Annotated in this window: 17 protein-coding genes; 11 read left to right on the top strand and 6 right to left on the bottom strand. The window is 55.9% G+C overall.

The annotated features are described in order from the left end of the window. Window positions 1-5: 5 nt before the first annotated feature. From WMO26_RS06895 to WMO26_RS06885, 3 genes are all read right to left on the bottom strand, one after another. A complete protein-coding gene (locus WMO26_RS06895) occupies window positions 6-788 on the bottom strand; it encodes a hypothetical protein (RefSeq protein ID WP_349219182.1) in 783 nt (260 codons plus the stop codon). A gap of 97 nt (window positions 789-885) precedes the next feature. Next, entirely contained in the window at window positions 886-1,845 is a 960-nt protein-coding gene (locus WMO26_RS06890; protein WP_349219181.1) for a ParB/RepB/Spo0J family partition protein, read from the bottom strand. Further along, window positions 1,838-2,635 (bottom strand): ParA family protein, encoded by a 798-nt coding sequence (locus WMO26_RS06885; RefSeq protein ID WP_349219180.1) that lies wholly within the window; start codon window positions 2,633-2,635, stop codon window positions 1,838-1,840. The genes WMO26_RS06890 and WMO26_RS06885 overlap by 8 nt, the downstream gene beginning before the upstream one ends. Window positions 2,636-3,326: 691 nt before the next feature. Here WMO26_RS06885 and WMO26_RS06880 point away from each other — a divergent pair. The 5 genes from WMO26_RS06880 to WMO26_RS06860 all read left to right on the top strand — a co-directional run bounded on the left by WMO26_RS06880 (window position 3,327) and on the right by WMO26_RS06860 (window position 9,624). Further along, a complete protein-coding gene (locus WMO26_RS06880; protein WP_349219178.1) occupies window positions 3,327-4,796 on the top strand; it encodes a P-loop ATPase, Sll1717 family in 1,470 nt (489 codons plus the stop codon). A gap of 486 nt (window positions 4,797-5,282) precedes the next feature. Beyond that, complete coding sequence (gene iorA / locus WMO26_RS06875) at window positions 5,283-7,073, top strand: indolepyruvate ferredoxin oxidoreductase subunit alpha (RefSeq protein WP_349219177.1); 1,791 nt, start codon at window positions 5,283-5,285, stop codon at window positions 7,071-7,073. Beyond that, on the top strand, window positions 7,070-7,666 hold the full coding sequence (locus WMO26_RS06870) for an indolepyruvate oxidoreductase subunit beta (protein WP_349219176.1): 597 nt from the start codon (window positions 7,070-7,072) through the stop codon (window positions 7,664-7,666). Before iorA ends, WMO26_RS06870 begins: the two co-directional genes overlap by 4 nt. Further along, window positions 7,663-8,898: a phenylacetate--CoA ligase family protein gene (locus WMO26_RS06865; RefSeq protein ID WP_349219174.1), complete on the top strand. Its 1,236-nt coding sequence runs from the start codon at window positions 7,663-7,665 to the stop codon at window positions 8,896-8,898. Before WMO26_RS06870 ends, WMO26_RS06865 begins: the two co-directional genes overlap by 4 nt. A 3-nt stretch (window positions 8,899-8,901) precedes the next feature. Further along, on the top strand, window positions 8,902-9,624 hold the full coding sequence (locus WMO26_RS06860) for a DNA alkylation repair protein (RefSeq protein ID WP_349219172.1): 723 nt from the start codon (window positions 8,902-8,904) through the stop codon (window positions 9,622-9,624). 233 nt (window positions 9,625-9,857) lie between these two features. Here the strand turns inward: WMO26_RS06860 and fba are convergent, their stop codons facing one another. Continuing rightward, window positions 9,858-10,793 (bottom strand): class II fructose-1,6-bisphosphate aldolase, encoded by a 936-nt coding sequence (fba, locus tag WMO26_RS06855; RefSeq protein ID WP_349219171.1) that lies wholly within the window; start codon window positions 10,791-10,793, stop codon window positions 9,858-9,860. 127 nt (window positions 10,794-10,920) lie between these two features. Beyond that, on the bottom strand, window positions 10,921-11,766 hold the full coding sequence (locus WMO26_RS06850) for a DNA-3-methyladenine glycosylase family protein (RefSeq protein ID WP_349219169.1): 846 nt from the start codon (window positions 11,764-11,766) through the stop codon (window positions 10,921-10,923). Window positions 11,767-11,876: 110 nt separating this feature from the next. Here WMO26_RS06850 and WMO26_RS06845 point away from each other — a divergent pair, with 110 nt between their 5' ends. Continuing rightward, on the top strand, window positions 11,877-12,548 hold the full coding sequence (locus WMO26_RS06845; RefSeq protein ID WP_349219167.1) for a DUF6062 family protein: 672 nt from the start codon (window positions 11,877-11,879) through the stop codon (window positions 12,546-12,548). Window positions 12,549-12,571: 23 nt separating this feature from the next. Next, complete coding sequence (locus WMO26_RS06840) at window positions 12,572-13,213, top strand: HAD hydrolase-like protein (protein ID WP_349219165.1); 642 nt, start codon at window positions 12,572-12,574, stop codon at window positions 13,211-13,213. 38 nt (window positions 13,214-13,251) lie between these two features. Here the strand turns inward: WMO26_RS06840 and WMO26_RS06835 are convergent, their stop codons facing one another. Further along, window positions 13,252-13,518, bottom strand: a complete 267-nt coding sequence (locus WMO26_RS06835) for a hypothetical protein (RefSeq protein ID WP_349219164.1) — start codon at window positions 13,516-13,518, stop codon at window positions 13,252-13,254. 242 nt (window positions 13,519-13,760) lie between these two features. Here WMO26_RS06835 and WMO26_RS06830 point away from each other — a divergent pair, with 242 nt between their 5' ends. From WMO26_RS06830 to WMO26_RS06815, 4 genes are all read left to right on the top strand, one after another. After that, on the top strand, window positions 13,761-14,030 hold the full coding sequence (locus WMO26_RS06830; RefSeq protein WP_349219162.1) for a hypothetical protein: 270 nt from the start codon (window positions 13,761-13,763) through the stop codon (window positions 14,028-14,030). Between the two features lie 171 nt (window positions 14,031-14,201). After that, window positions 14,202-16,874, top strand: a complete 2,673-nt coding sequence (locus WMO26_RS06825) for a calcium-translocating P-type ATPase, PMCA-type (protein ID WP_349219160.1) — start codon at window positions 14,202-14,204, stop codon at window positions 16,872-16,874. Window positions 16,875-17,010: 136 nt separating this feature from the next. After that, window positions 17,011-17,268: a helix-turn-helix domain-containing protein gene (locus WMO26_RS06820; RefSeq protein WP_349219158.1), complete on the top strand. Its 258-nt coding sequence runs from the start codon at window positions 17,011-17,013 to the stop codon at window positions 17,266-17,268. Between the two features lie 107 nt (window positions 17,269-17,375). Continuing rightward, complete coding sequence (locus WMO26_RS06815; protein ID WP_349219155.1) at window positions 17,376-24,731, top strand: GH36-type glycosyl hydrolase domain-containing protein; 7,356 nt, start codon at window positions 17,376-17,378, stop codon at window positions 24,729-24,731. Window positions 24,732-24,794: the final 63 nt, after the last annotated feature.

Genomic DNA, 24,794 nt, shown 5'->3' with positions numbered 1-24,794 from the left:
GGTTTTTAGTGCAGCATATACACGAGATATTGACCGCCAGAACCCTCTATATAGATTGCAAAGTCCTGCAATCCCCATTTGTTTTTATCGTATTCCACCATCTCATACAGTTGCCGTCTCACAAGGGCAGGATTTTTGCTGCTGGCGGACAACGTATATGGATTCCACCAAGAACAATTATCCGGCGTCCGAAACGTGCCGTCCGGATGGGTAGGACGATGGACCATGCCGAGGGTTTCCCCATACCGGATCAGGTCGGATTGAATAGCGGCGATATCAAATGGATAAACATAGGGCTTCAAGTCGTCTGGAATGGGGTCTGGTTCTGGAGTCGCCGAGGAGGAAGGGGATGCTTCGGAGGATTCGGATGGGGCAGGCGGCGATGAAGAGGGGTCTGGAGCCGATGGAGACGAACCCCATCCCCCATGAGAATCGCTGCTTTCTGAGCTTGACGGGGGATTTGAAGAAGGAGGATGCATTTCACCGCCGCTCCCCTGGTCGGAGGATTGCCGGGAGGAAAGATGCGAAAGATCCTCCCGGTATCCTGGTTTGGAACCTTCTGAAATTTGGGAAGATTCCCTGCTGGTATCACTTCCTTTTGATGAGAATGTCGGGTCTGGGTTTCCCGCTGTCGATCTATCGTCAGATGATGCTGATTCACTGTCCTGCCCACTTCTTTCGACGAGCATAAAAGCAGAGCTTGTTCCACTGGGCAACGAGGATGTAGAACTCTCAGGGGTGTTTTGATTCCCGCATCCCGCTATTCCCAGCAACAACATGACCGCCATGGCCGTATATTTCCATGCTGGTCTCATCATATACACCAACTTTCGTTAACCCTTCTATATATTAAGCCTGTTGGCAGGCTTGCTTTGGGTATGAAATTTATTTTTGATATTGCTCCAGGAAGCTCTGAAACAGTCTTTGCGCCTCCTCATAGGACAAAGTGTCGGGCAGCTGAATGGTCATTTTCCGGATATTTTGCTTGTCCATTGCCGCTTCATAAAAAACGCGCTGAATCGTCTTTTGAGAAGCGGTCCCTTCCTCTACCAGCTTTTTGACAGCATCGGCCTGCTTCATTTTGATCTTTCCATACTGTGGCATAATCTGATAGAACAGAAACGCTTGAAGTTCCTCCGGGATATATGACAACTTGACACCGACACGGAAAGACAGGGTTCTTTGATCCACCGCTTCCAGCAATGGTTTGATGAGATAGGTCAAACGAATGAGATAAGCAACCATACGCCGGCTTTCCTTATTCTCTTTTCCTGCCTCCGCCAGCGAATCTTTCCGCATAGAGGGATCGTCTGCATCCGATAAGTCGTTTCGCTTTCCTTGGGAGCTGGTCAATTCCAGTTTCATCCGATAGGCATAGGCCCGTTCGCTATAGGATAGGTTCCTTCTTTGGCGAAGATTTGTGTCCAACATAATAAGGGCTGCTTGCTGGTCGTCAATGTCCTCACGGATGATGGACGGGATTTCTTTTCGACCGCAAATGACTGAGGCGCGATAACGGTTGCGGCCGGCAAGGATTTGATATTTTTTACCTTTCGTTGGACGCACGGTAATGGGTTCCAGCACACCATGCTCCCGCACACTCTCTACCATCCGGTCCATATCTTCTTCGGAATACGGGAGAAATGGCTGCGGCCTTCCTGTGATCTTTTCAAAGTTATCGTCCTGATATTCCTCCAAACAGTCGGTTGGTAACAACACACAGGGATAGGATGATTCCTCTTTTCGCTTGACTGCTTTTTCTTCTATTCCATCGGAAAAGAAATCGCTGTCTTCCTCTAGAAGCGAAAGGTTTTGTACCTGGTCTACAATTGCCCTTCTACGCATGGGACATCACCTCTTCTGCTACTTCGGCATAGGCCGCCGCTGCGTCGCTGTTCGGTGCGTACTCGTGGATGGACATACCGAAGCTAGGCGCCTCGCTTACCGATGTGCGTTCCGGGATGATAGGGGCAAAGATATGGATATTCCCAAAGTCCCGGTAAACCAATTCACGGAAGCTTTGATTGTTCTTCGTCCGGGCACGATATTTTGTAAAGAGGATCCCCTCGATAGACAGGTGAGGATTCATGCGTTTTTTCAGGCCGTTGATGATGGGGAGCACTTCCCCCAGCCCTTCACAGCCGAATATGTTGGCTTCTACAGGAATCAAAACGGAATCCGCACAGGCCAAGGCGTTATGGCAAAACAAATCAAATCCGCTGTGAGAATCCAGAAAGATATATTCATACTCCTCCTTTATAAAGGAGAGCGCGTACTCCAAAAGATGCTCACAATTGGTGGCGCTGGGTAAAAGCTTTACCAGCCTTGCCAGCTTTGTGGTGGATGGAATCAGATCCACTTCGCTGGTATGGATAACGCAGGAATGAACCAATTCCGACAGCTCTTCATCGTCAATGTCATCATGATCGATGAGATAAAAGAAGATGTCGTAGATGGTCTTGCACGCTTTGAGTTCACTTTGACGCACCCCAAAATGGGTAGTCAAGCTATGCTGCGGATCAAGGTCCACCACGCAGACCTTTTTCCTTTTTGATATGTATGCGCTTATGTTTACTGTGGAGGTCGTTTTTCCGTCCCCACCTTTACAGGTGGCGGTGCATATTACCTTACACATACTTTCACCTTTTCTGTCCTTTCTGCCGTACTGGAAAATTACAAAATTAGATAGAAATTTTCTATTCAACTTCCTTTCCTCACTCCTATTTTGCCCTTCATTTTGACCGCTACTGATACCGCTATAGCGGTGTAGAGTAAGGAAAAATTATAATAAATATACAGATAATACGTCGATATAAAGACAGAATATACGGTTTTTACTACAAAAAACGTGAAAATATGCGTTAGACGTCGGGCTCATAACCCGAAGGTCGTAGGTTCAAATCCTGCCTCCGCAACCAGCAGACTGAGTCTGGACGCAATTTGCGTTCCAGGCTCTTTCTTTTTTGAAAGCAATATGCTCTCACGCAGCATCTAAAATTCCCCTTTAATCAGAATAATCCGAACTTGTTTCCAATAGAAAACAGGTTCGGATTATTTGTTTTTGCCCGTTGCGAAGCAGCCCGCTTCCACAACCGGGTGAGCGCAAGCCAGCTTCTAAACCAGGAAGGCACCGCAAAGAGACAACCGATAAGGAAATGCGAATACCATTATCAAAACGACGCTCTGATTTTCCGGATTTTAGATTAATTTTGGTATCTTATCAGAGGGCAACTATGATATAATAAAAACGATCCTTTTGGATGATTGTAGACGCATTGGGTACCGCATGAGTATTTCAATTGGGATCAGCGAAAAGAAGATGTTGCATGTCTGTAAATATAACCTTCACAGAAGATCAGATTACAGGATTATTTGGTGAACTAGCAGCAGAAGATGAAGAAAAAGTGCGATTTAAAAATAGCTTTTTTAAAAGCACAACATACGAAAAAATTCACAACGATCGTCCGCTAAGAATTCTGGTGGCGCATAAAGGCGTTGGAAAATCAGCTTTGTTTAGAATGTCTTATGAAGAGAACTTGGAGCATAATGTGCTATCGCTATGGATTCGTCCCAATGATATTGCCGATTTGTGCCAAGTGGATGAAGATAAAAATCCATTGAGCTTAATAGAAAAGTGGAAATCTGGGCTTAATTCCCGCATTGTGGAATTAGTGATGCAACAATTTCACATTGAGACGGATTATCCACTTGCAAATGCCGCTATTGAAAAGGGAATGAAGCTGATAGACAAAATTACAGCCATAGTAAAAGGAATCGACGGTAAAGTTGATATAGATAAATCCAAAAAATTAATTGCAAAAAAATATATTTCCAATCACAAAATCGTGATCTATATTGACGATTTGGATAGGGCCTGGGAAGGTACGAACAGCAATATTAAAAGAATTGCAGCACTTTTAAATGCAGTACGCGATCTTACGAACGAGTCTCCCTGTTTGCAGTTTCGAATTAGTCTGCGTAGCGATGTTTATTTTTTGGTACGCACTGCCGATGAATCGACAGATAAAATTGAGGGAAATGTAATATGGCTTACTTGGACCGAACATGAATTGTTGGTTTTTTTAGCAAAGCGTGTACAAAGCTACTTAGGAAGGCCTATTTCAGAAACTACTTTACTGAAAAAGCCACAATTTGAAATAGTTAAATATTTATATCCAATTATGGACAGCCATTTTATGGGAGAAGGAAAATGGAACAATCGCCCAATTCATTATATCCTTTTATCTCTAACAAGAAGAAGACCGAGAGATTTGATTAATTTATGTACGCAGGCAGCACGCGAAGCCAGCAATAATCGCAATAAGACAATTAAAACCACTGATTGGGAATGCGTTTTTTCCCGGTATTCGCAAAACCGTTTGCAAGATACGATCAATGAACATCGATACGAATTGCCAGAGATAAGGCGCCTTTTGTTGGGTATGAAACCAAGCCACGAGCAAAAGAAATTGTCTGGCTCTCACAAATATCCTGAGGAACAAATCATAAATAAGATATCTGGAATCATGCAGAGTGGCAAATTTGTGTTTTCTGATGGGCGCATCGCCTCAGCAAAAGAACTGCTTACCTTTATGTATAAAATTAATTTTTTAGTAGCTAGGAAGGATTTGCGCGACGGATACATTGACCGCAAATATTTTGAGGATAACAATTACCTTTCAACGGAATGTGTCGAGTTTGGATATGAATGGGAAGTACACCCAGCATTTCGTTGGGCACTATATCCAGAAGCAAGGAACATCTTCTCTACCATTGATTTGCCGACTTTAATATGAAACTCATGTTTTAGTAGAGTTTGATTCATTTTGCAGCGCAGCATCAGGTATTAATTACTATTTGCTTACTGTCCGCCATAGAAAGACGCCGCCGTTCCCCTACGTCCATTTTCTGCGCTTTGGACGGTTTGCGCCGGTTGCAAATTTGGACGAAGGGTGTTATACTTTGTAGGAACAAACCTGCGATGGAGAGGTAAAACTGCAAAGCGGTCGCACAGAGAGCCGGCGGGGCTGGGATGCCGGCGGATACGAGGCAGACAAATGGGCTCCGGAGGGCGCGGCGAACAGGGCCGTTTTACGGCCAGTAACCGGCGACGCAGCATCGGCGTTATAGATGAGGGATGTGCTGGCATCCCGCTTTTAAGCACAGGCTTTCCCTTTGAGGAAGGCAAAACAAGGTGGCATTTTTACAGGTTTCGCGCCTGTCCTTGGGCTTTTGGCTTACAAGGGCAGGCGCTTTTTCTTACGAAAAGGGAGGTCTTTTGAATGGCGAAGCAGCTGGTAATGGGCAACGAGGCCATTGGCCTGGGCGCCCTGCGCGCCGGTGTGGGGTTTGTATGCGGGTATCCGGGAACCCCGTCCACCGAGATTCTGGAAACGGTGGCCAAACACAATCCGGGCGACGTGTATGTGGAATGGTCGGTCAACGAAAAAGCGGCGATGGAGGCGGCGGCCGGAGCAGCCTACGCAGGTGCCAGGGCGATGGTGACCATGAAGCAGGTGGGGCTCAACGTGGCCTCCGACCCACTGATGAGTCTGGCCTATATCGGCGTTAAGGGCGGCATGGTGATCGTGGCGGCCGACGACCCGGGCCCCATATCTTCCCAAACCGAGCAGGACACCCGGCATTTCGCACGGTTTTCCAAGCTCCCGGTTTTTGACCCCGCTTCTCCGGAGGAAGCGTTTGAAATGATCGCGGACGCCTTCGATTATTCGGAAAAATACCAAACTCCCGTGCTGCTGCGGCCTACCACCCGGGTCTGTCACGGGTGCGCGTCCATCGAGATGGACGGCGGCCGTAAAAAAATCACGCCGCAAGGGTTTCTCAAGGATTCCAAATGGGTCATCTTCCCGCGGCTTACCTATCAAAACCACAAAAAGATCGAGGCGCGCTGGCCGGTGCTGGGGGAGGACTTTTCCGCTTACCGGTTCAATGAAGTGACCGGCGGCGGCAAAAAAGGCATTGCTGCGGGCGGTGTGAGCGCTTCCTATGCGAAGGAAGCCCTGGCGCAGATGGGCAAATGTCCAAAGTTTCTCAAAGTGGCAACCCCACATCCCTTCCCCGAACGGCTGGCCCTCTCCTTCCTGGAGGGGCTCGATGAAGTGCTGGTACTCGAAGAGCTGGATCCGGTGATCGAACGGGAGCTTGTCTATTTGTGCGGCAAGCATCATCTGCCGGTAAGGATTTGCGGCAAGCTCACCGGGCACACCCCCAACGCCGGGGAAAATTCCACCGAAATCGCAAACACAGCCATTCGTTCCTTCCTGGGGCTACCACAGGAGGAATCAATGGGAGCGCCTCTTCCCTCTCTGCCCGTGCGCCCACCGGTTCTCTGTGCGGGATGTCCCCACCGGGCGTCCTTCTACGCGGTGAAGGTGGCGATGAAGGGGAAAAAGGCGGTCTTTTCCGGGGACATCGGCTGCTATACCTTGGGAAACGCCAGCCCTCTCGACATGGTGGACACCTGCCTTTGCATGGGCGCGGGGGTGACGGTGGCACAGGGGCTTCACCGCATCGAGCCGGATGCGGTGAACTTCGCCTTTATCGGGGATTCCACCTTCTTTCACACGGGGATTCCCGGCGTGATCAACGCCGTATATAACGAAACCGACATCGTCCTGGTTGTGCTGGATAACGCCACCACCGCCATGACCGGGCATCAGCCCCATCCGGGCACCGGCAAGACCATGATGGGAGAAATCTCCCGGAAGGTAGACATCGCGGGGGTGCTGGGAGCGGTCGGCGTCGGGCATGTGGCCAAGGCCGATCCGTTGGATCTGAAAGCGGCGGTAGAGGCGGTCAGGGAAGCGGCGGCGGTCAAGGGCGTATCGGCGGTCATTTTCGAGTCTCCCTGCATCGCGGTGACAAAGCCGGGACCCACCTACCGGGTGGACGCTCAAAGATGCACCGGCTGCAAGCGGTGTATCCGGGAGCTGGGATGCCCGGCGATGGTTTTGGAAAACAACAAGGTGAAAATTGAGCCGTCCATGTGCTACGGGTGCAGCGTGTGTGCCCAGGTCTGTCCCTTCGGGGCGATTGGAGGGGAAGCAAAATGAAAAACTGCATGTTGGCGGGCGTTGGCGGGCAGGGAACCGTCCTCGCCTCCAAGATCATCGCCCAGGCCGCTATGAAGGAGGGCCTTTCGGCCCACACGGCGGAAACCATCGGCATGGCCCAGCGGGGCGGCTGCGTGGTCAGCCATGTTCGCATCGGAGAGGACGCTTTTGCGCCTCTGATTCCCAAGGGGACGGCGGATGTGGTCATCGGGTTTGAGCCGGCGGAGGCGGTGCGCTGCTTGCCCTATCTGAAAGAAGAAGGCGCAATGGTGGTGAGCACCAAGGCGGTGCAGCCGGTAACGGCATCCCTCTCCGGGTCCCCCTACGATGCGGAGGGGATGCTTGCCTTTTTAAGGGAACGGGTAAAACGGCTCATACTGGTGGACGGCGAAGAGGTCTGCCGCCAATGCGGGTCGGCGAAGGTGTTGAACGTGGCTTTGCTTGGCGCAGCGGCGGGCGCCGGCGTTCTTCCCGTGACGCTTACGCAAATCGAGGATACCATCCGGGAAAAGTTGCCCGAGCGGTTCCTCTCCATGAATCTGAAGGCGCTTGCGGCGGGGGCCGAAGCGGTGACTGGGGGAAGGAAACAATGAACATGAAGCAAGAACAATTTGATCTTATCAAAAAACAGCTCGGCCGTCTTGCTGCTGTTGACGGCGGATTTTATCAGAAAAAGTTTCGGGACTTTGACGTAACGTCCATCCAAAGCCAGGAGGATTTCGAGAAGCTCCCCTTTACCAACAAGGACGAGCTGCGCGAGGCGTATCCGCTGGGTTTGCAGGCGGTGCCGGATGAGGAGATCGTACGCATTCACTCCTCCTCCGGCACCACGGGCACCCCCATCATCATCCCCTATACCAAGCAGGACGTGGAGGACTGGGCGGTTATGTTCGAGCGGTGCTACCGCACGGCGGGGCTTACCAACCGCGACCGGGTGCAGATTACCCCCGGCTACGGCCTTTGGACGGCGGGCATTGGGTTCCAGGCAGGCGTAGAGCGGCTGGGTGCCATGGCCATCCCCATGGGACCGGGCAACACCGACAAGCAGATTCAGATGATGATTGACTTAAAATCCACCGTGCTGGGAGCCACCTCCTCCTATGCGCTGCTGCTGGCGGAGGAGATCACCCGGCGGGGCGTCAAGGACCAGATCCATCTGAAAAAGGGAATCATCGGTTCGGAGCGGTGGGGCGAGAAAATGCGCAAGCGCATCGCAAACGAACTAGGCGTACAGCTTTACGACATTTACGGGCTGACGGAGATTTACGGGCCGGGCATCGCTATGAGCTGCGACGAGGAATGCGGCATGCATTACTGGGATGACTACGTCTACTGTGAAATCATTAACCCCCACACCCTGGAGCAGGTGAAGGATGGGGAAATCGGCGAGCTGGTCATCACCACTCTGCGCAAGGAAGGGGCTCCCCTCATTCGCTACCGCACCCACGACCTGACTAGGTTCTTGCCGGGCGAATGCGCCTGCGGGCGAGCCTATCCCCGCATCGACACTCTCATCGGCCGCACCGACGACATGGTGAAGGTCAAGGGGGTCAATATCTTCCCCGGCCAGATCGACGAGCTTTTGCGAGACATCGAGGGTGCCAGCAGCGAATACCAGGTGATGATCGACCATTTAAACGGCAAGGATATTATGACTTTGTTCTTTGAAACCGACGCGGCGGGTGACCGGGAGCCGCTGGAAACCAATGTACGCCAGCATTTTAAGACGAAGATCGGCATTACCATTGTACCGAGAGCCGTATCCATCGGGGAACTGCCCCGCAGCGAGAAAAAGTCCACCCGTATTTTTGACAACCGGTATTAAGCGATGGCGGAGTTTACGAGAGTTCCTTTCACGCGGGCGGATTACGGTGAGCTGGTGACACGGCTGGAGGCCATGGCGGAGGAGGGGTACCGGGCATTTAACGCCCGCATCGTCCCCGACACGGCGGCGCCCATGCTGGGGGTGCGGGCCCCGGCGCTGAAGGCCCTGGCAAAGCAGATTGCTAATGGGGACTGGAACGGGTATCTTTTGGCGGCGCAAAGCCCGCGGTATTACGAAGAAATCCTGCTCTACGGATTGGTGCTGGGGTTTTTAAAGGAACCGACCGAGATCGTGATGGAGCGGGTACGCGCCTTTGTCCCCAGGATCGACAACTGGGCGGTTTGCGATAGCACCTGCATGGGACTCAAAACCGTGGCAAAGCACCGAGAGGAATGGGGGCCGTTTTTAGGCGAGCTTTTGTCCTCGGAGAACCCCTGGGCCGTCCGGATGGGGCTGGTGCTGCTTTTAAGCCAGTGCCTCACCTCAGACACGGTAAGGCGGATTTTGGAGGCAAGCGGAAGGATAAAAAGCGAACATTATTATGTGCGCATGGCAAACGCCTGGCTGATTAGCGTATGCTACATAAAGTTTCCGCACGAAACCGGGCCTTTTTTGCAGGACTGCCCTCTGGACGACTGGACTTTCAACAAGGCGCTTCAAAAGATCACCGAATCCTACCGGGTGTCTCAGGAGACCAAGGCGGCCATCAAACGCCTGAAGCGGTAGGCGGATGCGTATGGTTGCTTCTATGAGCTCTCGCCGCATCGTTCCAAACATCCCGGGCAAGTCAATGCCCGCGGCATGAGATATTGCAGGCACGACATACGGCTTGCCTGTGCCTTTATCCACTGCCTGTAAATGGACGGCAGCGTTTTCCTAATGGTAAGATGCCGATGGCCTATCGGCACACAAAAAAGGCCCGGAAACCCATGGGTTTCCGGGCCTTTTTATTCTTCTGCTTATGCTTTGCCAGCGCAGCCGAGAACCGTGTTGATCTTATGAGCAACCATGTCCTTGATGGCGGCACGAGCAGGCTTTAAGTACTGCCGCGGGTCAAAATGATCCGGATGCTCGGCAAAATGCTCGCGGATAGAGGCGGTCATCGCCAGACGCAGGTCAGAGTCAATGTTGATCTTGCACACGGCCATCTTAGCGGCCTGGCGGAGCATTTCCTCAGGGATGCCGATGGCGTCGGGCATGGCGCCGCCGAACTTATTGATCTTCTCCACAAACTCCGGAATGACGGAGCTGGCGCCGTGCAGCACGATGGGGAAGCCGGGCAGGCGCTTGGACACTTCTTCCAGAATGTCAAAACGCAGCTGAGGCTTCTGGCCGGGCTTAAACTTATACGCGCCGTGGCTGGTGCCGATGGCGATGGCCAGCGAGTCTACGCCGGTGCGCTCCACAAAGTCCTGCACCTGGGCGGGATTGGTATAAGAAGCGTCCTCGGCGGAAACGTTCACCGCGTCCTCAATGCCGGCCAGACGGCCAAGCTCGCCTTCCACGGTGACGTTGCGCTCATGGGCGTATTCCACCACTTTGCGGGTCAGGGCCACGTTCTCTTCGTAATCGTAATGAGAGCCGTCGATCATGACGGAGGAAAAACCACCGTCAATGCAGCTTTTGCACAGCTCAAAGCTGTCGCCATGGTCGAGATGCAGAGCGATGGGCAGGTCGGTTTCGATCAAGGCGGCCTCTACCAGCTTCATCAGATAGGTATGGCTCGCATATTTGCGGGCGCCGGCGGAAACCTGCAGGATCAGCGGGGCGTTCAGTTCCTTTGCAGCCTCGGTGATTCCCTGAATGATCTCCATGTTATTGACGTTAAACGCACCGATCGCATAACCGCCATCGTACGCTTTCTGGAACATTTCTCTGGTGTTTACGAGAGGCATTCATCCATCACTCCTATTTCTTTTCTGGCAGCGAGTGGCTGCCGGGCCTTTGGCGGAGCCGTCCGCCTTAGGTACCCTTTATTATACTCTAAGAAAGACAAAAAAGGAAGGGACTTTTTGCTCAAAATTATGCTTTTTCCCCGCTTTTCCCGCTCTGACGCACCCAGTGATAAAGGACCTGCTGGGCAAGCCCCGCGCAAGAGCGGTATTCCTCCGGGAAACCTTGGGGAAAATGCTCAAGAAGAGCCCGGCGCATCCAAACGTCCACGGGAAAGGCCTCCATCCGTCCCAGGCCGTAGAGAAGCACGCATTCGGCTACCTTGGGGCCCACTCCCATGACGGTTTGCAGGGCGGCTCTGGCATCGGGCATGGGACCGGCTTTAAGCGCCGTTTCGTCGAGCTCTCCGGACGCCATACGCCTGGCGGCGTCCAGCAGGTAGGAAGCCCGGTAGCCGCAGCGAAGGGGGGCCAAGTCCTCCTTTTTCAGGGCGGCGAGGGTTTCCGGCGAGGGAAAGCCGAAATGCCCGTCCTCCAAAGCAGGACCGAAACAGGCGCACAGACGCTCAATGATCCCCTTGATGCGGGGGATGTTGTTGTTGGCGGATAGAATGAAGGAACAGAGGGTTTCGAAGAAGGGCTGGCGGAGAATGTGGATGCCAGAGGCGAAGGCACAGGCCTCACGCAAAACCGGGTGGAGAGCCATCTGCCGGCGCAGAGCTTCATAGTCCCGGTCCAAGTCAAAATAATTCCGCCAGAAGGCAGCCTCGTCTTCTTTGAGCGGGGTAGCCGGGGCAATGAGCAGGTTTCCGTCCCGGTAAGAAACAAGCGCCGCCCGGTCGGACACCACGCCGAAAAAGCCGGTTCCCCGCTCCTCCCAGCGAAAGCACTGGCCGCACAGAAGCGTCGCCCGAAGGTCGAGATCCGGCGCCTGCAAGACAATGGTACCGTCAAGTTGAACCGCGGGAAGGGGCATCGTATTTTCCTACTTTCATTCACAGGTTTGTAACCGTTATTATAGCAGCTTTGTGGTATAATTGTAACATTACGCAGAAAACAAATTTACCCATAGGACGTGATACATCCATGAGAGAGGATATTTGCACCATTCCCGTGAGCGAGGTGTTCGAGCCCAAGGACGGATGCCCCATCTGCCGGATGCGGGACACAGTGGAGACGCGGATGGTGGAATACATCATGGGCGCTGCCATGATGGAGCCGGACGTGCGTATGGAAACCAACCGCCGGGGCTTTTGCGAGGACCACTTCCGTAAAATGCTCGGGCAGAAAAACCGGCTTTCTTTGGCGCTCATGCTGGAAAGCCGGCTGATTGAAATCAAAGAGCAGGTATTTGACAAAAAAAGACTTTCCTTTCTCACCGAGGAAGCGGGCTGCTTTGTGTGCGACAAAATCCAGTGGGGCATGGAACGGATGCTGGATACGGTATGCCGGCTTTGGGTACAGGAAGCGGAATTTCGCGCCCTGTTCGACGAACAGCCCTTTTTGTGTCTGCCCCACTATGAGCAGCTTGTCAGCGCGGCGGGAAAGCTTAAAAAACGGGATCGGGCGGCCTTCTGCGAAGCGGCGGCCAAGGTATCCGGACGGTATCTTCTGGCGCTCAAGGAGGACGTTTCCCATTACTGCAAAATGTACGACTATCGCAACGCGGGCAACAATGAGGACTGGGGAAATTCCCGGGACGCGGTGGAGAGAACCATACAGTATCTGGTGGCCCGGTCGGTCAAGGATTCCCGCTGACGGCGGAAAACAAAGGAGCAAACATGAACTATTCCTATCTGTTGTTCGATTTTGACGGAACGCTGGCCGATTCCTATGGAATGGTGCTGGCAATCACCCACACCCTGCTCAGGCGTCACGGCATCACCAAGGTGGAGCCGGAACACTTTCGGGACCGGGACGATCTTCCGGTGGCCCAGAAGGTGCGGATGCTTTCCTTTATGATGAAAATACGGCCGGAGTTCATTGCGCTCTACGGCGAGAATCTGGAGAAAATCCACTTGTTCGACGGGATGCTGGAGTTACTCCTCGCCTGCTCCAAAAGGGGCTATCGGATCGCGGTGCTCTCCTCCAATGCGGTGGAGAATATCCGCTCCTTTTTCCATCGGTATCCCCTCCCCTTCGAGCTGGAAATCGTTTCTTCCAACGGGCTGTTCGGCAAGCACAAGACCATCAAGGAGTTTGCCAAGGAGCACGGGGTAACGGTGTCTGATCTTCTGTACATCGGGGACGAAATCCGGGATGTGAAGGCCTGCAACCGGTGCGGGGCGGATATTGCGTTTGTCCGATGGGGGCTGGACGCCGGCGCAAGCCTGGAGGAGTGCAAGGTGCAGTACGAGGTGGACACGCCCCGGGAGCTGGCGGAGCTTCTGCTTGGAAAAGAGAAGGCCGCCGAGAGACCCTGACGGATACAGCCGACAGCAACATTGCTGTCGGCTGTTTTTTATCGGCGTTGTCTCAGAGACGCCTGTTCTTTTTGCCGGCGCGCACGTGCGGCTGGGGTGAAAGCAAACCCAGCTTTTCCAGCCGCCCCTTCTGTTTTCCACAGGCGGGTTTTCACAGGGCAACGGGCGGCTGACCAGACAACGTTTAACTCTGGGTATCGACAGAAGTTTACATAAATTTTAGGATCCTCTTTTCCTGTGGAGGAAATCAAAAGGATTTTCCACCATCCCTTTTTGATTTCCGCCGACTTTTCCACCTTTTCCACGGAGTTTTCCACAACTTTTATGTTAACTCTCCTATACCCCGTGTATATGCATTGCATTTTCCTTGTCCGGGCGGGCTTTTTTCCGGAATCCCCTTGCATATTCACCGGATATACAGACAAAAATACCAGCAGATGGGAAACACGTGGTTTTCCTTTTCACAGGCAATGTGGAAACTTGTTGAAAAGTCTGTGGAATTTGTGGAAACCCCAGGAAGAATACGAAGAAGACGAGGTGGTTTTGCATGATTCGAGGGGTAAATAAACATATTATTGAGGTTTCGGAAACGGAAAACGAGTATTTTGAGCGGGCGATTCTTTTTGTGCGGCCGGATATGCTGCATTTGAACGACGCTGAGCTGCGCCGCCGGGCGACCAAGCTGCTCATCGGTATGGGCCAGCCGGGCGGAAGCCTCAAACGAGCGGGCCGGCTGGTGATGATCTCCCGGATGGTCTGCTGCGCTCTCATCGGCGCGGCCATTGCAGCGCTGATTATGAAGCTGATGTTCTTTTAAAAAGACGATGAAAGCAAAACGGGCCTGGAAACGGCATCCAGGCCCGTTTTGCTGCGTTTATGGAAGGGGCAGGCCGAAGCGGGCGGTGGGTCATAACAGCGGACATTCCCCCATACAATATAGCATCCGCGCACGATGGATGCGGCATGGGATTGGAGGAGTGATCCGAGCGTGATTGGAAAGAAAACGCCGGCAAGGCCGGTGGCCATACGGGGGCTTAGTCCGCAGGAGGTGGAAAAATCCCGGAAAACACACGGTTCCAACGAGCTGACACAGAAGAAACGAAACGGTTTTTTCAAGCAGTTCCTGGTGAGCTTCGGCGACCCCATCATTAAAATCTTACTGGCGGCGCTGGCCATCAATGTGATCTTTTTGTTCCGGGATTTCAACTGGTACGAAACAGCGGGCATTGCGGTGGCGATCTTTTTGGCCACCTTTGTTTCTACTTTGTCGGAATACGGAAGCGAATCGGCCTTTATCAAACTACAGGAGGACGCGCAGAAAATCCAGTGCCGGGTCAAGCGCCTGGGGGGCATCCAGTCGGTGCCCATGGGGGAAATCGTGGTGGGCGACCTGGTTCTTTTGCAGGCAGGCGAACGGGTGCCGGCGGACGGAGTGGTGGTCTCCGGGGAGCTACATATCGACCAATCGGCCTTAAACGGCGAAAGCAAGGAGATTACCAAAAAGCCTGGGTTCGATCTGCCGGAGGACTTCGACCTGATGTCCCGCAACCAGGTGTTCCGGGGGAGCATCGTGTGCGCGGGGGAAGGCGTGGTGCAGATCCGCAGGGTGGGCGACGCCACCTTCTACGGGGACATGGCCAGGGAGATGCAGGAGGAAACCAGGGAAAGCCCGCTGAAGGTGCGGCTGGCGGGGCTTGCGAAAATCATCAGCCGGCTGGGATACTGTGCGGCGGCGCTGGTGGCGTTTGCGGACCTGTTTCACTCCTTTGTGATGGATAACGGCTTTGACGCGGCCAGAATGGCGCTGATGTTTTCCGACTGGCCCACGGTACTAAGCCATCTTTTGCACGCGCTGACGCTGGCGATTACGGTGGTGGTGGTGGCGGTTCCGGAAGGGCTTCCGATGATGATTACGGTGGTGCTGTCCTCCAACATGCGGCGGATGCTCAAAGACCAGGTGCTGGTGCGAAAGCTGGTGGGCATCGAGACCTCCGGAAGCCTGAACATCCTGTTTACCGACAAGACGGGAACGCTGACCAAGGGAAAGCTGGCGGTGAGCCAGTTTGTGTTCGGAGACGGGAAAGAGCCGAGGAAGGCAGGCGGAATCCAAAGCTGCAAGGGGCTTTACGAGCTTTTGGAGCTCAACTGCGTCCATAACTCGGGGAGCGTGGTATCCGACGGGAAAGCGCTGGGGGGCAACGCCACCGACCGGGCGCTTCTAAACTTTGTTCTCCCCCTTTCCAAAAACGTACAGGGGTACACGAAGCTGGAAACGGTCCCTTTTGACAGCGCGCATAAGTTCTCCGCCGCCCACATCAAGGGCAGGCAGGACCTGATCCTCATTAAGGGCGCGCCGGAACGAATCGTGTCCGCCTGCACGCGGTATTACGACGAGAAGGGGCGGATACGGCCGCTTTTGGACAAAAGCCCGCTGCGGCACAAATGGAACGAGATGACCCAGAACGCGGTGCGGGTGCTGGCGCTGGCGGTGTCCGACACGCCGGTAACCCAGAAAGGGGAATTCAAAAACCTGTGCATGATCGGGCTTGTGGGCATCCGCGACGAACTCCGGCCGGAGGCCCGAGGCGCCATTAAGGAGGTGCAGGGGGCGGGGGTCCAGGTGGTGATGATTACCGGGGACAACAAGGAGACGGCCACGGCCATTGCCAGGGAATGCGGCCTCATCAGCACCCACAGCCAGGGAGCAGTCCTCACCAGCAGCGAGATGGCGGCTATGGACGATGGGCAGCTCAAAGGGGTTTTGCGAAACATACGAGTGGTGGCAAGAGCGCTGCCCACCGACAAGAGCAGGCTGGTGCGCTTGTCCCAGGAGATGGGGCTGGTAGCGGGAATGACGGGGGACGGCATCAACGACGCGCCGGCCCTAAAAAAGGCGGACGTGGGGTTTGCCATGGGCGCGGGCACGGAGGTGGCCAAGGAAGCGGGAGACATTGTCATATTGGACAACAATTTTGCCTCCATCGTCAAGGCGATCCTGTACGGGCGGACCATTTTCAAGAGCATCCGGAAATTCATCGTGTTCCAGCTGACGATGAACCTATGCGCGGTGGGCGTGTCCATCATCGGGCCGTTTATCGGCATCGACACGCCGGTGACGGTGATCCAGATGCTGTGGATCAACATCATCATGGATACGCTGGCGGGGCTTGCCTTCGCGGGGGAACCGCCGCTAAAGGATTACATGAAGGAGGCGCCCAAGCGGCGGGACGAACCGGTGCTCAACCGCTATATGCTCAACCAGATTGTGTGTATGGGACTGTTCACCATATGCGTATGCGTGGCGTTTTTAAAGCTGCCGTCCATCGCGGGGCTGTTCCGGCCTTCGCCGGATTACATTTACCTGATGACGGCGTTTTTCGCGCTGTTTATTTTCTGCGGGGTGTTTAATAGCTTCAACGCCCGGACCCACCGGCTCCACCTGCTTAGCCACATTTCGAGAAACAAGTCCTTCTTGGTGATTATGCTGGCGGTGGTGGCGGTGCAGCTGCTGCTCATCTACTTCGGCGGGAGCCTTTTCCGCACGGCGGGGCTTACTGCGAAGGAGCTTCAAACGGTGCTGTGGCTCTCCTTCCTGGTGGTGCCGGCGGACCTATTGCGCAAGATTTTCCTGCGCCTGGCCCACAAGAAAGGCGACTTATAAGGCGAGCTTCGGCCCTCTGGGAAACCAGGGGGCCGAATTTTTTTGCAAAAACAATTGCTATACTTCCTATTAGTAGTATCAGGCCCTGTTTTTTTCCGGAAAAGGAGGTATCCTTGCGGAAAAAGGAGGCGGTTTTATGACAATGGAGCGAATCAAGCAGCTGCGTCTGGAGGCGGGGATTTCCCAGGAACAGGTGGCCACGTACATCGGGACCTCGAAAAAACGGTACCAGGCAATGGAAGCAGGCACGGCGCGGATTCGGATTGGCGATATGGTGGAGCTTTGCGATCTTTACCGGGTCAGCGCAGATTATCTGTGCGGCCGGAGCGACCGGAAAGAAGCGAGAGCGGACGTGGTCTTTTCCCACCGGGAACGGCCGAAGCCTTGTGAATAAGAAAAGCAGCCGGGTATTTTTTCGCCGTCCATGGAAACAATATCCTGTGAACTGCGGATGCGCAATCACCGCGTCCGGTACTTTCAAGGGTAAGGATGGTACGTTTCATGGCTGCAACACAGAAAAACCGTCAGAATGTCGGTCTTGCCGAGCAGATCGGAGCGCCTGGAGAACTCCAGTTTCGCAAGGCGCCGGCGATCAAGCGGCAGGTGGAGAGCGACCTAAATATACTGCGGCGGCATTACCGGGAAGAATTGCAAAACGACGACCGGCACGGGGTGGCCGAATGGCTGTGCGACAACTTCTACCTGCTGGAACGGGAGGGGCGTTCCCTTCTGCGGGTGATGAAGACGGCGCGGCCTCTGCCTACGCGCCGAGAGGACCGGATGTGGGCAGTGTACCGGCTGTGCGAGCTGCTGTGCGCGAAAACAGGGGGATTCTCGGAGGAGACGCTGACCGGGATCCTCAAAGAGGCGGGAAAGGTACGGCCGCTGGAGGGATGCGAGCTGGATTTCATCGAGCCGATGCTCAAGGCGGCGCTTCTGCACCAGGCGGCCAAGTGCTGCGAAGGAAAACGGGACGGGGCGGCAGCCTTACGCATGGGTGCGGCGGTAGGGTCTATCCAGGAAATCCCGAACTTGGACTTTGGGCTTATCACCGAGCCGTTTAGCCCGGTGGAAGAAATCCTGCGCAGGGACCCTACGGGGACCTATCCGAAGATGGCGGAGGAATCAAGGGCCCTTTACCGGGGCAGGATCAGCGATCTGGCCATCCGGCGGCGGGTTTCCGAGATCCAGGTGGCAGAGGAGGCGCTTACAAACGCGCAGGCGGCTTCTGAAGAGCGACAACGCCACATCGGCTACTGGATTTTGGAGGAACGCACGTTTCTTCACAAGCGCAGGCGGCGGGGCGTGACGGCCCTTACCGTCAACGTGGTACTGGCGGCGGCCATCGCTGCGCTGGCGGGAGTTTGGTGTGGAGCGTATTGGAGCATCCCGCTTTTGTTCTTCCCGCTCTGGGAGGCGGTCAAGCCGGCGGTGGACTACTTCGCCCTCAAGGGAATCCCGCCCACCATTCTGCCGCGGATGGACCTTCGTGAAGGCATCCCGGAGGAGGGGAAAACGGCGGTGGTCATCTCCACCTTACTCTCTACGGCGGAAAAGGCCCAGCCCCTGCGGCAGCGGCTGACGCGGCTTTGTTTTACAAACGGCGGGAAGAATATCCTTTACTGCATCCTGGCCGACTTAAAGCAGGCGGACACGCCTACGTTGCCGGAGGACGTATCCGCCATCGCGGCGGCAAAGCGGATTGTCCGGGATTTAAACCGCCAGTACGGAAACCGTTTTTTGCTACTGGTGCGGCCGCGGGTATACAGCAAGACCCAGCGGGCCTACAGCGGATGGGAAAGAAAGCGCGGCGCCATCACCCAGCTTTGCCGGATGGTGGCGGGAGAACGGCTGAAGCTTTTGGAGAGCGAAGGGGATCTGGGACAGCTTCCCTCGGTGCGCTACCTTCTGGCGCTGGACGCGGACACCGAGCCGCTGATGAACACGGTGTCCGAGTTGGTGGCGTGTGCGCTGCACCCGCTCAATCGGCCGGTTTACGGAGAAGAAGGCGGACGGGTGACGGCGGGGTACGGCATTCTGGCGCCCCGGATGGAGACCGACCTTGCGTCCTCCGCCAAGACCCCGTTTTCCCGGATTATGGCGGGGTTAGGAGGCGTGACCGCCTACAACACGGCGGTGGGGGATTTGTACCAGGACCTGTTCGGCGAAGGGATTTTTGCCGGCAAGGGGCTCATTGACGCAAAGGCGTTTTATACCCTGCTGGACACCGCCATCCCGGAAAACCAGGTGCTCAGCCACGACATTTTGGAAAGTGGGTTTCTGCGCACGGCCTTTTTGTCCGACGTGGAGATGACCGACGGGTGCCCGTCGGCCATGCTGCCGTGGATGGCGCGGTTGGGCCGGTGGATCCGGGGGGACTGGCAGAACATGCTGTGGCTCTCGAAGGGCTATCGAACAGCAAATGGGAAGAAAAACCCTTTGGACGGGCTTTCCCGCTACAAGCTCTTTGATAACCTAAGGCGCAGCGCGACCCCGGTAATCGCTTTGGGCTGCGTGATCGCGTCGGCCTTCTTTTCGGGGGACGTGGCGGCGGTCCTGGCGGGAGCGGGGCTTCTCTCCTGTGTGGGAGGCGGGCTGTTCGGTCTGGTTTCCGGGCTCATTCACGGCGGGTTGTCCATGCTGTCACGCAAGTATTATTCGAAAGCCATGCCCCAGGCCATGCACGCGCTGGCCCAGGCGGTGTTTGGGCTGATTATGCTGCCCAAAAACGCTCTGCTTTCCCTGTCCGCCATCAGCCGGGCGTTGTGGCGGCTGTTCGTATCCAAGAAGGGGCTGCTCGACTGGGTGACGGCGGCGGACGCGGAGCATGGAAACGACTTGGGAAGCGCCATACGGCAGACCTGGGTGTGCGAGCTTATCGGGCTGGGGCTATTGCTGTTCGCGGCCGAAGGACTGACCAAACTGGCGGGGCTTGCGTTTTTGTTCTTGCTGCCCTTGTGCCTGTTTACCTCCCGGGGGGCAAAGCCGGTGGGCAGTCCTCTTTCCTTCAAGGACCGGGAAAAACTCCATTCCTGGGCGGCGGCCATGTGGCGGTATTACGACGAGCTGTGCGGCCCGGAGGACAATTACCTGCCGCCCGACAACTGTCAGGAGGCGCCGGTGGCCGCCGTCGCCCACCGCACATCCCCGACGAACATCGGGTTTCTGCTTTTGTGCACGGTAGCGGCACGGGATTTCGGGCTCATCGAAGGCGAGGAGCTGGCAAGCCGGATGGAGCGGATCGTTTCCTCCATTGAGCGGCTGGAAAAGTGGCATGGGAACCTGCTCAACTGGTACGACACGAAGACCCTGCGGGCTATGGCGCCGCGATATGTGTCCACAGTGGATTCGGGGAACTTTGCCTGCTGCGCGGTGGCGGCCCGGGAGGGGCTGCTGGAATACAAGGGTGAGGACGGGCGGATTGCCGAAATCGCCGGGCGGCTTCACAAAATCATTGCCGAAACCGACCTATCCCCTATGTATAATCCGCGGCGCAAGCTTTTTCACATCGGGTACGATTTGCAGGCGGGAGAGCTGACCTCGTCTTATTACGACCTTTTGATGAGCGAAGCGCGCATGACCAGTTACTTTGCGGTGGCAATGAGGCAGGTGCCGAAGAAACACTGGGGCGCTCTAGGACGGACGCTGGCACGCAGCGGCGGGTACACGGGGCCGGTCAGCTGGACGGGGACTATGTTCGAATATTTTATGCCCCATCTGCTGCTGCCGTCGCCGGAAGGGTCTTTGGGGTTCGAGGCGCTGCGGTTTTGCGTGTACTGCCAGCGGCGGTGCGTGCGGGGAAAGGACGTGCCCTGGGGCATCTCCGAAAGCGGGTTTTACGCCTTCGACGCACAGCTCAATTATCAATACAAGGCCCACGGGGTGCAAAAGCTGGGGCTCAAGCGGGGGCTGGACGCGGAGCTGGTCATTTCCCCCTACTCCGCTTTTTTGACGCTGCCTTTTGAGCCGGTGGCGTCCATGGCCAACCTCAAACGCCTGGCCAGGTTGGGAATAAGGGGTCGGTGCGGGTTCTACGAGGCAGTGGACTTTACCAAGAAGCGGGTGGAGCACGCGCCCTTCGCCATTGTGCGCAGCTACATGGCGCACCATGTAGGGATGAGCCTGGTGGCGGTGGCCAATCTGCTCAAAAACGACATTTTTCAGAGGAGGTTTCTCAAGGACCATCAAATGGATGCGGCAAGAGAGTTATTGGAAGAAAAAATCCCGTCCGGAGCGGTGGTGTTCGAGGATATCGACCGCAGAGAGGTGCCGGAAAAGCCAGGACGGGTTACCGGCACAACAGAGGAATTCACCCAGCTAAATCCGGCCTCTCCCCGGATGCAGCTGCTGCAAAACGGAGAATGGACGCTTTGCATTACCGATACGGGCGCGTCGATCTCCAAATACCGGGGGCTGGATTTAACGAGGCGGTCTTTCGACCTTTTGCGCCGCCCGCTGGGGATTTTTGCTTTCATCAAAGCGGGCAATGAGATGTTTTCGGTGACCAAAGCGCCCCTTTACCGGGGCAAAGCTTCCCACCGGGTGGAATTCGCCCCTTCCTACACAGCCTTTTACGCAAAAAAAGGAGAAATCGAGGCAGGGATGATGGCGGCTTTGCATCCCCGCATGGCTTGCGAACAGCGGATGTTTCAAATTAGGAACCACGGGGGCTCCCGCAAAAGCGTGGAGCTGCTGCTGTACCTGGAGCCGTGCTTGGCAAAGGACGCGGACGATCTGGCCCATCCCGCTTTTTCCCGGATTTTTGTGGAAAGCGAGTACGACGAGGGAAGCGGGGTCATCCTGTTTTCCCGCAAAAAGCGGGGAAGCCAGTCGAGCGTGGCTCTGGCGGCGGGAATTTTGGAGGACATTCCCTTCTCCTACGATTGCAGCCGGGAACGGGTCCTGTCGAGGCCGGGAGGAATTTTTTCTTTACCGGAGGCGTTTGAAAAAGGGCTCAAAAAGGGGCAGGGCGTGCCGGACCCGGCGCTGTGCCTCAAGTGCCGGCTGGAGCTGCCCGCCAAGGGGCAGAAGACGGTGACCCTCTGCCTGTGTGCGGCGGGAAGCAGCGAAGAAGCGCTGGAACGGTTTGCCGCGGTACGGCAGGAAGGGCCGCTCCAGCCCCAAAAGGCGGCGGTCTCTCCCCTTTCGGGCAGCGGCATGGAAGCACGCTTAGGACAAACCATTCTCCCGAAGCTTTTCTTTCCTTTGCGGGACAGCCCGGAGATCCTCGAAGCCCAGCGCCACAACCGGCTGGGGATTCCCGCTTTGTGGGGAGCGGGCATTTCCGGGGACAATCCCATTGTTCTGGTAGAGATGGATACGGCGGCGGACGCGGCCCGCCTGCAGCCCTATATCCGGCTGCTTTCCTGCCTGCACCGGGCGGGAATCCCGATGGATTTGGCGGTTCTCTTTGAGGAAGGGGGCGACTATGCCCAGCCGGTCCTGGGTGCCATCAAGGACGCGGTCAAAGCCGAGGAGGCCGAGCCTCTTTTGCACGCAAACGGCGGGGTACATCCGGTGGACCGGATGCGCTACGGCGAGGAGCTGATTACGTTACTCAAAGCGGCGGCCTGCCACATTGCGCCAAAATCCATGATTCGGGAGGATGCGCCGGTTCCCAATTTCATTCCGGCGGCCTTTTCTTCCGCCGAACCGCGGGTGGAAGCAAGGAAGGCGCTGCTCCCGGTGGAAGGTGGGGTCTTTACCGAAAACGGGTTTACGGTGGAAATGCCCCCTTCCCTTCCCTGGGTGCTCATTCTGGCAAACCAAGCGTTCGGCACCTGCCTGTCCGACCGGGCGCTGGGTTTTAGCTGGGCGGTAAACGCCCGGGAGAATAAGCTCACCCCCTGGTACAACGACACCCGTACCGACAACCGGGGCGAAATGGTGCTGCTGCGCATGGACGGGCACATCTACGACTGCGTGGACCAAAGCCGGGCGCATTTTTCCCCAAGCGAGGCGGTTTATACGGGAACGGCGGGAAGGGTTTACACGACCGTGACGGTGCGGGTCCCCCAGAAGGGTTGCGCAAAGGAGGTAACGCTGGAAATGGAGAACACTGGTACAGAGGAAATCCAAGTACAGGCGGCGTATTATACCGAGCCGGTCTTAGGCGTCAACCGTACCACGGCGCGGCAGCTGGCGGCAAAGTGGGAAAAAGGGGTTCTAACCTTGCGAAACCCCTTTAACAGCGCCGTACCCGGCGCTATGTGTCTGACCTGCGAGGGCGGGGCGGAGGAATGCACCTGCGACCGGGGCGCGTTTTTGGCGGGCCGATGGAACGAACGGGTGCTGGCTCCCGTCCCCGATCCCTGCGGGGTGGTGATCGTACAAAGGAAGCTGCCGCCCAAGCGGCGGGAGACAGTCAAATTTATCCTTTCCTGGGGCGCGGGCGAGGAAGCGGCTAAGGAAATCCTTTCGACGAAGCTGCGGTTTTCGCCCCCCAAGGTGCGCATTCAGGTGAAAACACCCAACGAAGCCTTCAACCAGCTCATCAACCGGTGGCTGCCGCATCAGGTGCTGTCCTCCCGCTTTTTGGGACGCACCGGCTTTTACCAGTGCGGCGGCGCGTGGGGATTCCGGGACCAATTGCAGGATTGCCTGGCGGTCATGCTCAACCGGCCGGACCTGGCGCGGGTGCATTTGATTCGGGCGGCGGCGCATCAGTTTGAAGAAGGGGACGTGCTCCACTGGTGGCATCAGCTGCCGAAAACCGGCGGGCGGATGCACGGGGTGCGCACCCGGTATTCCGACGACTTGCTTTGGCTGCCTTATGTGCTGTGTGAATACCTGCTGATAACGGAAGACGAACGTATTCTGACGGTACAGGTGCCGTATTTGGCGGGGGCGGAGCTAGGCGAGGATGAGCAGGAGCGGTACTTTGAACCGGCACAGTCCCTAATGAGCGGGGACATGTATAACCACGCGGTCAGCGCCATCGAACGGGCCATGCAGTGGGGCAGCCACGGGCTTCCCAAAATGGGCGGCGGCGACTGGAACGATGGGTACAACCTGGTGGGCGCAAAGGGGCAAGGCGAGAGCGTTTGGCTTGCCATGTTCTTAGCGATGGTGCTCGAACGGTTTGCGCCGGTATGCGAAGGTCGGGGAGAGGCCGACCGGGCGGACCGATACCGCAGGGAAGCGCAACGGCTGAAAAAAACGGTGGACGAAACCGCATGGGACGGTGAATGGTACCTGAGGGCCTTTTACGACGACGGCACGCCTATGGGTAGCCGGCAATCGGACGAGTGCCGGCTCGACAGCCTTTCCCAGTCCTTCGCGGTGCTGTGCGGGATGCCGGACAAGGAACGGCGCAACCGGGCGCTGGACGCCTGCCTGCGGCTGCTGGTGGACGAGAAGGGCGGGTATATCCGCCTGTTTTACCCGCCTTTTGACAAGTCGGTCAAGAATCCGGGCTATGTCAAGGCATACCCGGCGGGACTGCGGGAAAACGGCGGGCAGTATACCCACGGGGCGTGCTGGCTGACCATGGCCATGCTCAGGGAGGGCCGGGTGGAGGATGGATACCGGCTGCTTACAATTTTAAACCCGGTCAGCAAGTACCTGGATGAAGAACGGGCGAAGGCTTACAAAACCGAGCCCTATGCCATGGCGGCGGATGTATATGCTCATGAGGGCGCCCAAGGACGGGGAGGCTGGAGCCAGTACACGGGCGCAGCGGCCTGGTATTACAAAATCCTCGTCGAAGAGCTGCTGGGGATTCGTATCCGCGGGGATAAGGTGGAGTTCTCTCCCCGGCTGCCGGACGGCTGGAAAGGGTTTGAAGCCCAGGTGACGCTAAATGGAAAGCGGATTTGCTACAAAGACGGTAAGGTGACCCAGGAAGCGGCCGAATAGCCGCAGGGAAACAGGAAAAGCCCCGCAGCCTTGGAAGATCCTCCCTTGGCTGCGGGGCTTTTC

It is taken from the genome of Solibaculum intestinale, assembly GCF_040096205.1.
Taxonomy (GTDB): domain Bacteria; phylum Bacillota; class Clostridia; order Oscillospirales; family Acutalibacteraceae; genus Solibaculum_A; species Solibaculum_A intestinale.
Note: the sequence above shows the minus strand (reverse complement) of the source record. Positions and strands in the feature narration are given on the sequence as shown.

What these genes read in the sequence shown, in the direction of transcription:
- WMO26_RS06895 (WP_349219182.1), bottom strand. Translation starts at nt 788, where the DNA reads ATGGCGGTCATGTTGTTGCTGGGAATAGCGGGATGCGGGAATCAAAAC.
- WMO26_RS06890 (WP_349219181.1), bottom strand. Translation starts at nt 1,845, where the DNA reads ATGCGTAGAAGGGCAATTGTAGACCAGGTACAAAACCTTTCGCTTCTA.
- WMO26_RS06885 (WP_349219180.1), bottom strand. Translation starts at nt 2,635, where the DNA reads ATGTGTAAGGTAATATGCACCGCCACCTGTAAAGGTGGGGACGGAAAA.
- WMO26_RS06880 (WP_349219178.1), top strand. Translation starts at nt 3,327, where the DNA reads ATGTCTGTAAATATAACCTTCACAGAAGATCAGATTACAGGATTATTT.
- iorA (WP_349219177.1), top strand. Translation starts at nt 5,283, where the DNA reads ATGGCGAAGCAGCTGGTAATGGGCAACGAGGCCATTGGCCTGGGCGCC.
- WMO26_RS06870 (WP_349219176.1), top strand. Translation starts at nt 7,070, where the DNA reads ATGAAAAACTGCATGTTGGCGGGCGTTGGCGGGCAGGGAACCGTCCTC.
- WMO26_RS06865 (WP_349219174.1), top strand. Translation starts at nt 7,663, where the DNA reads ATGAACATGAAGCAAGAACAATTTGATCTTATCAAAAAACAGCTCGGC.
- WMO26_RS06860 (WP_349219172.1), top strand. Translation starts at nt 8,902, where the DNA reads ATGGCGGAGTTTACGAGAGTTCCTTTCACGCGGGCGGATTACGGTGAG.
- fba (WP_349219171.1), bottom strand. Translation starts at nt 10,793, where the DNA reads ATGCCTCTCGTAAACACCAGAGAAATGTTCCAGAAAGCGTACGATGGC.
- WMO26_RS06850 (WP_349219169.1), bottom strand. Translation starts at nt 11,766, where the DNA reads ATGCCCCTTCCCGCGGTTCAACTTGACGGTACCATTGTCTTGCAGGCG.
- WMO26_RS06845 (WP_349219167.1), top strand. Translation starts at nt 11,877, where the DNA reads ATGAGAGAGGATATTTGCACCATTCCCGTGAGCGAGGTGTTCGAGCCC.
- WMO26_RS06840 (WP_349219165.1), top strand. Translation starts at nt 12,572, where the DNA reads ATGAACTATTCCTATCTGTTGTTCGATTTTGACGGAACGCTGGCCGAT.
- WMO26_RS06830 (WP_349219162.1), top strand. Translation starts at nt 13,761, where the DNA reads ATGATTCGAGGGGTAAATAAACATATTATTGAGGTTTCGGAAACGGAA.
- WMO26_RS06820 (WP_349219158.1), top strand. Translation starts at nt 17,011, where the DNA reads ATGACAATGGAGCGAATCAAGCAGCTGCGTCTGGAGGCGGGGATTTCC.
- WMO26_RS06815 (WP_349219155.1), top strand. Translation starts at nt 17,376, where the DNA reads ATGGCTGCAACACAGAAAAACCGTCAGAATGTCGGTCTTGCCGAGCAG.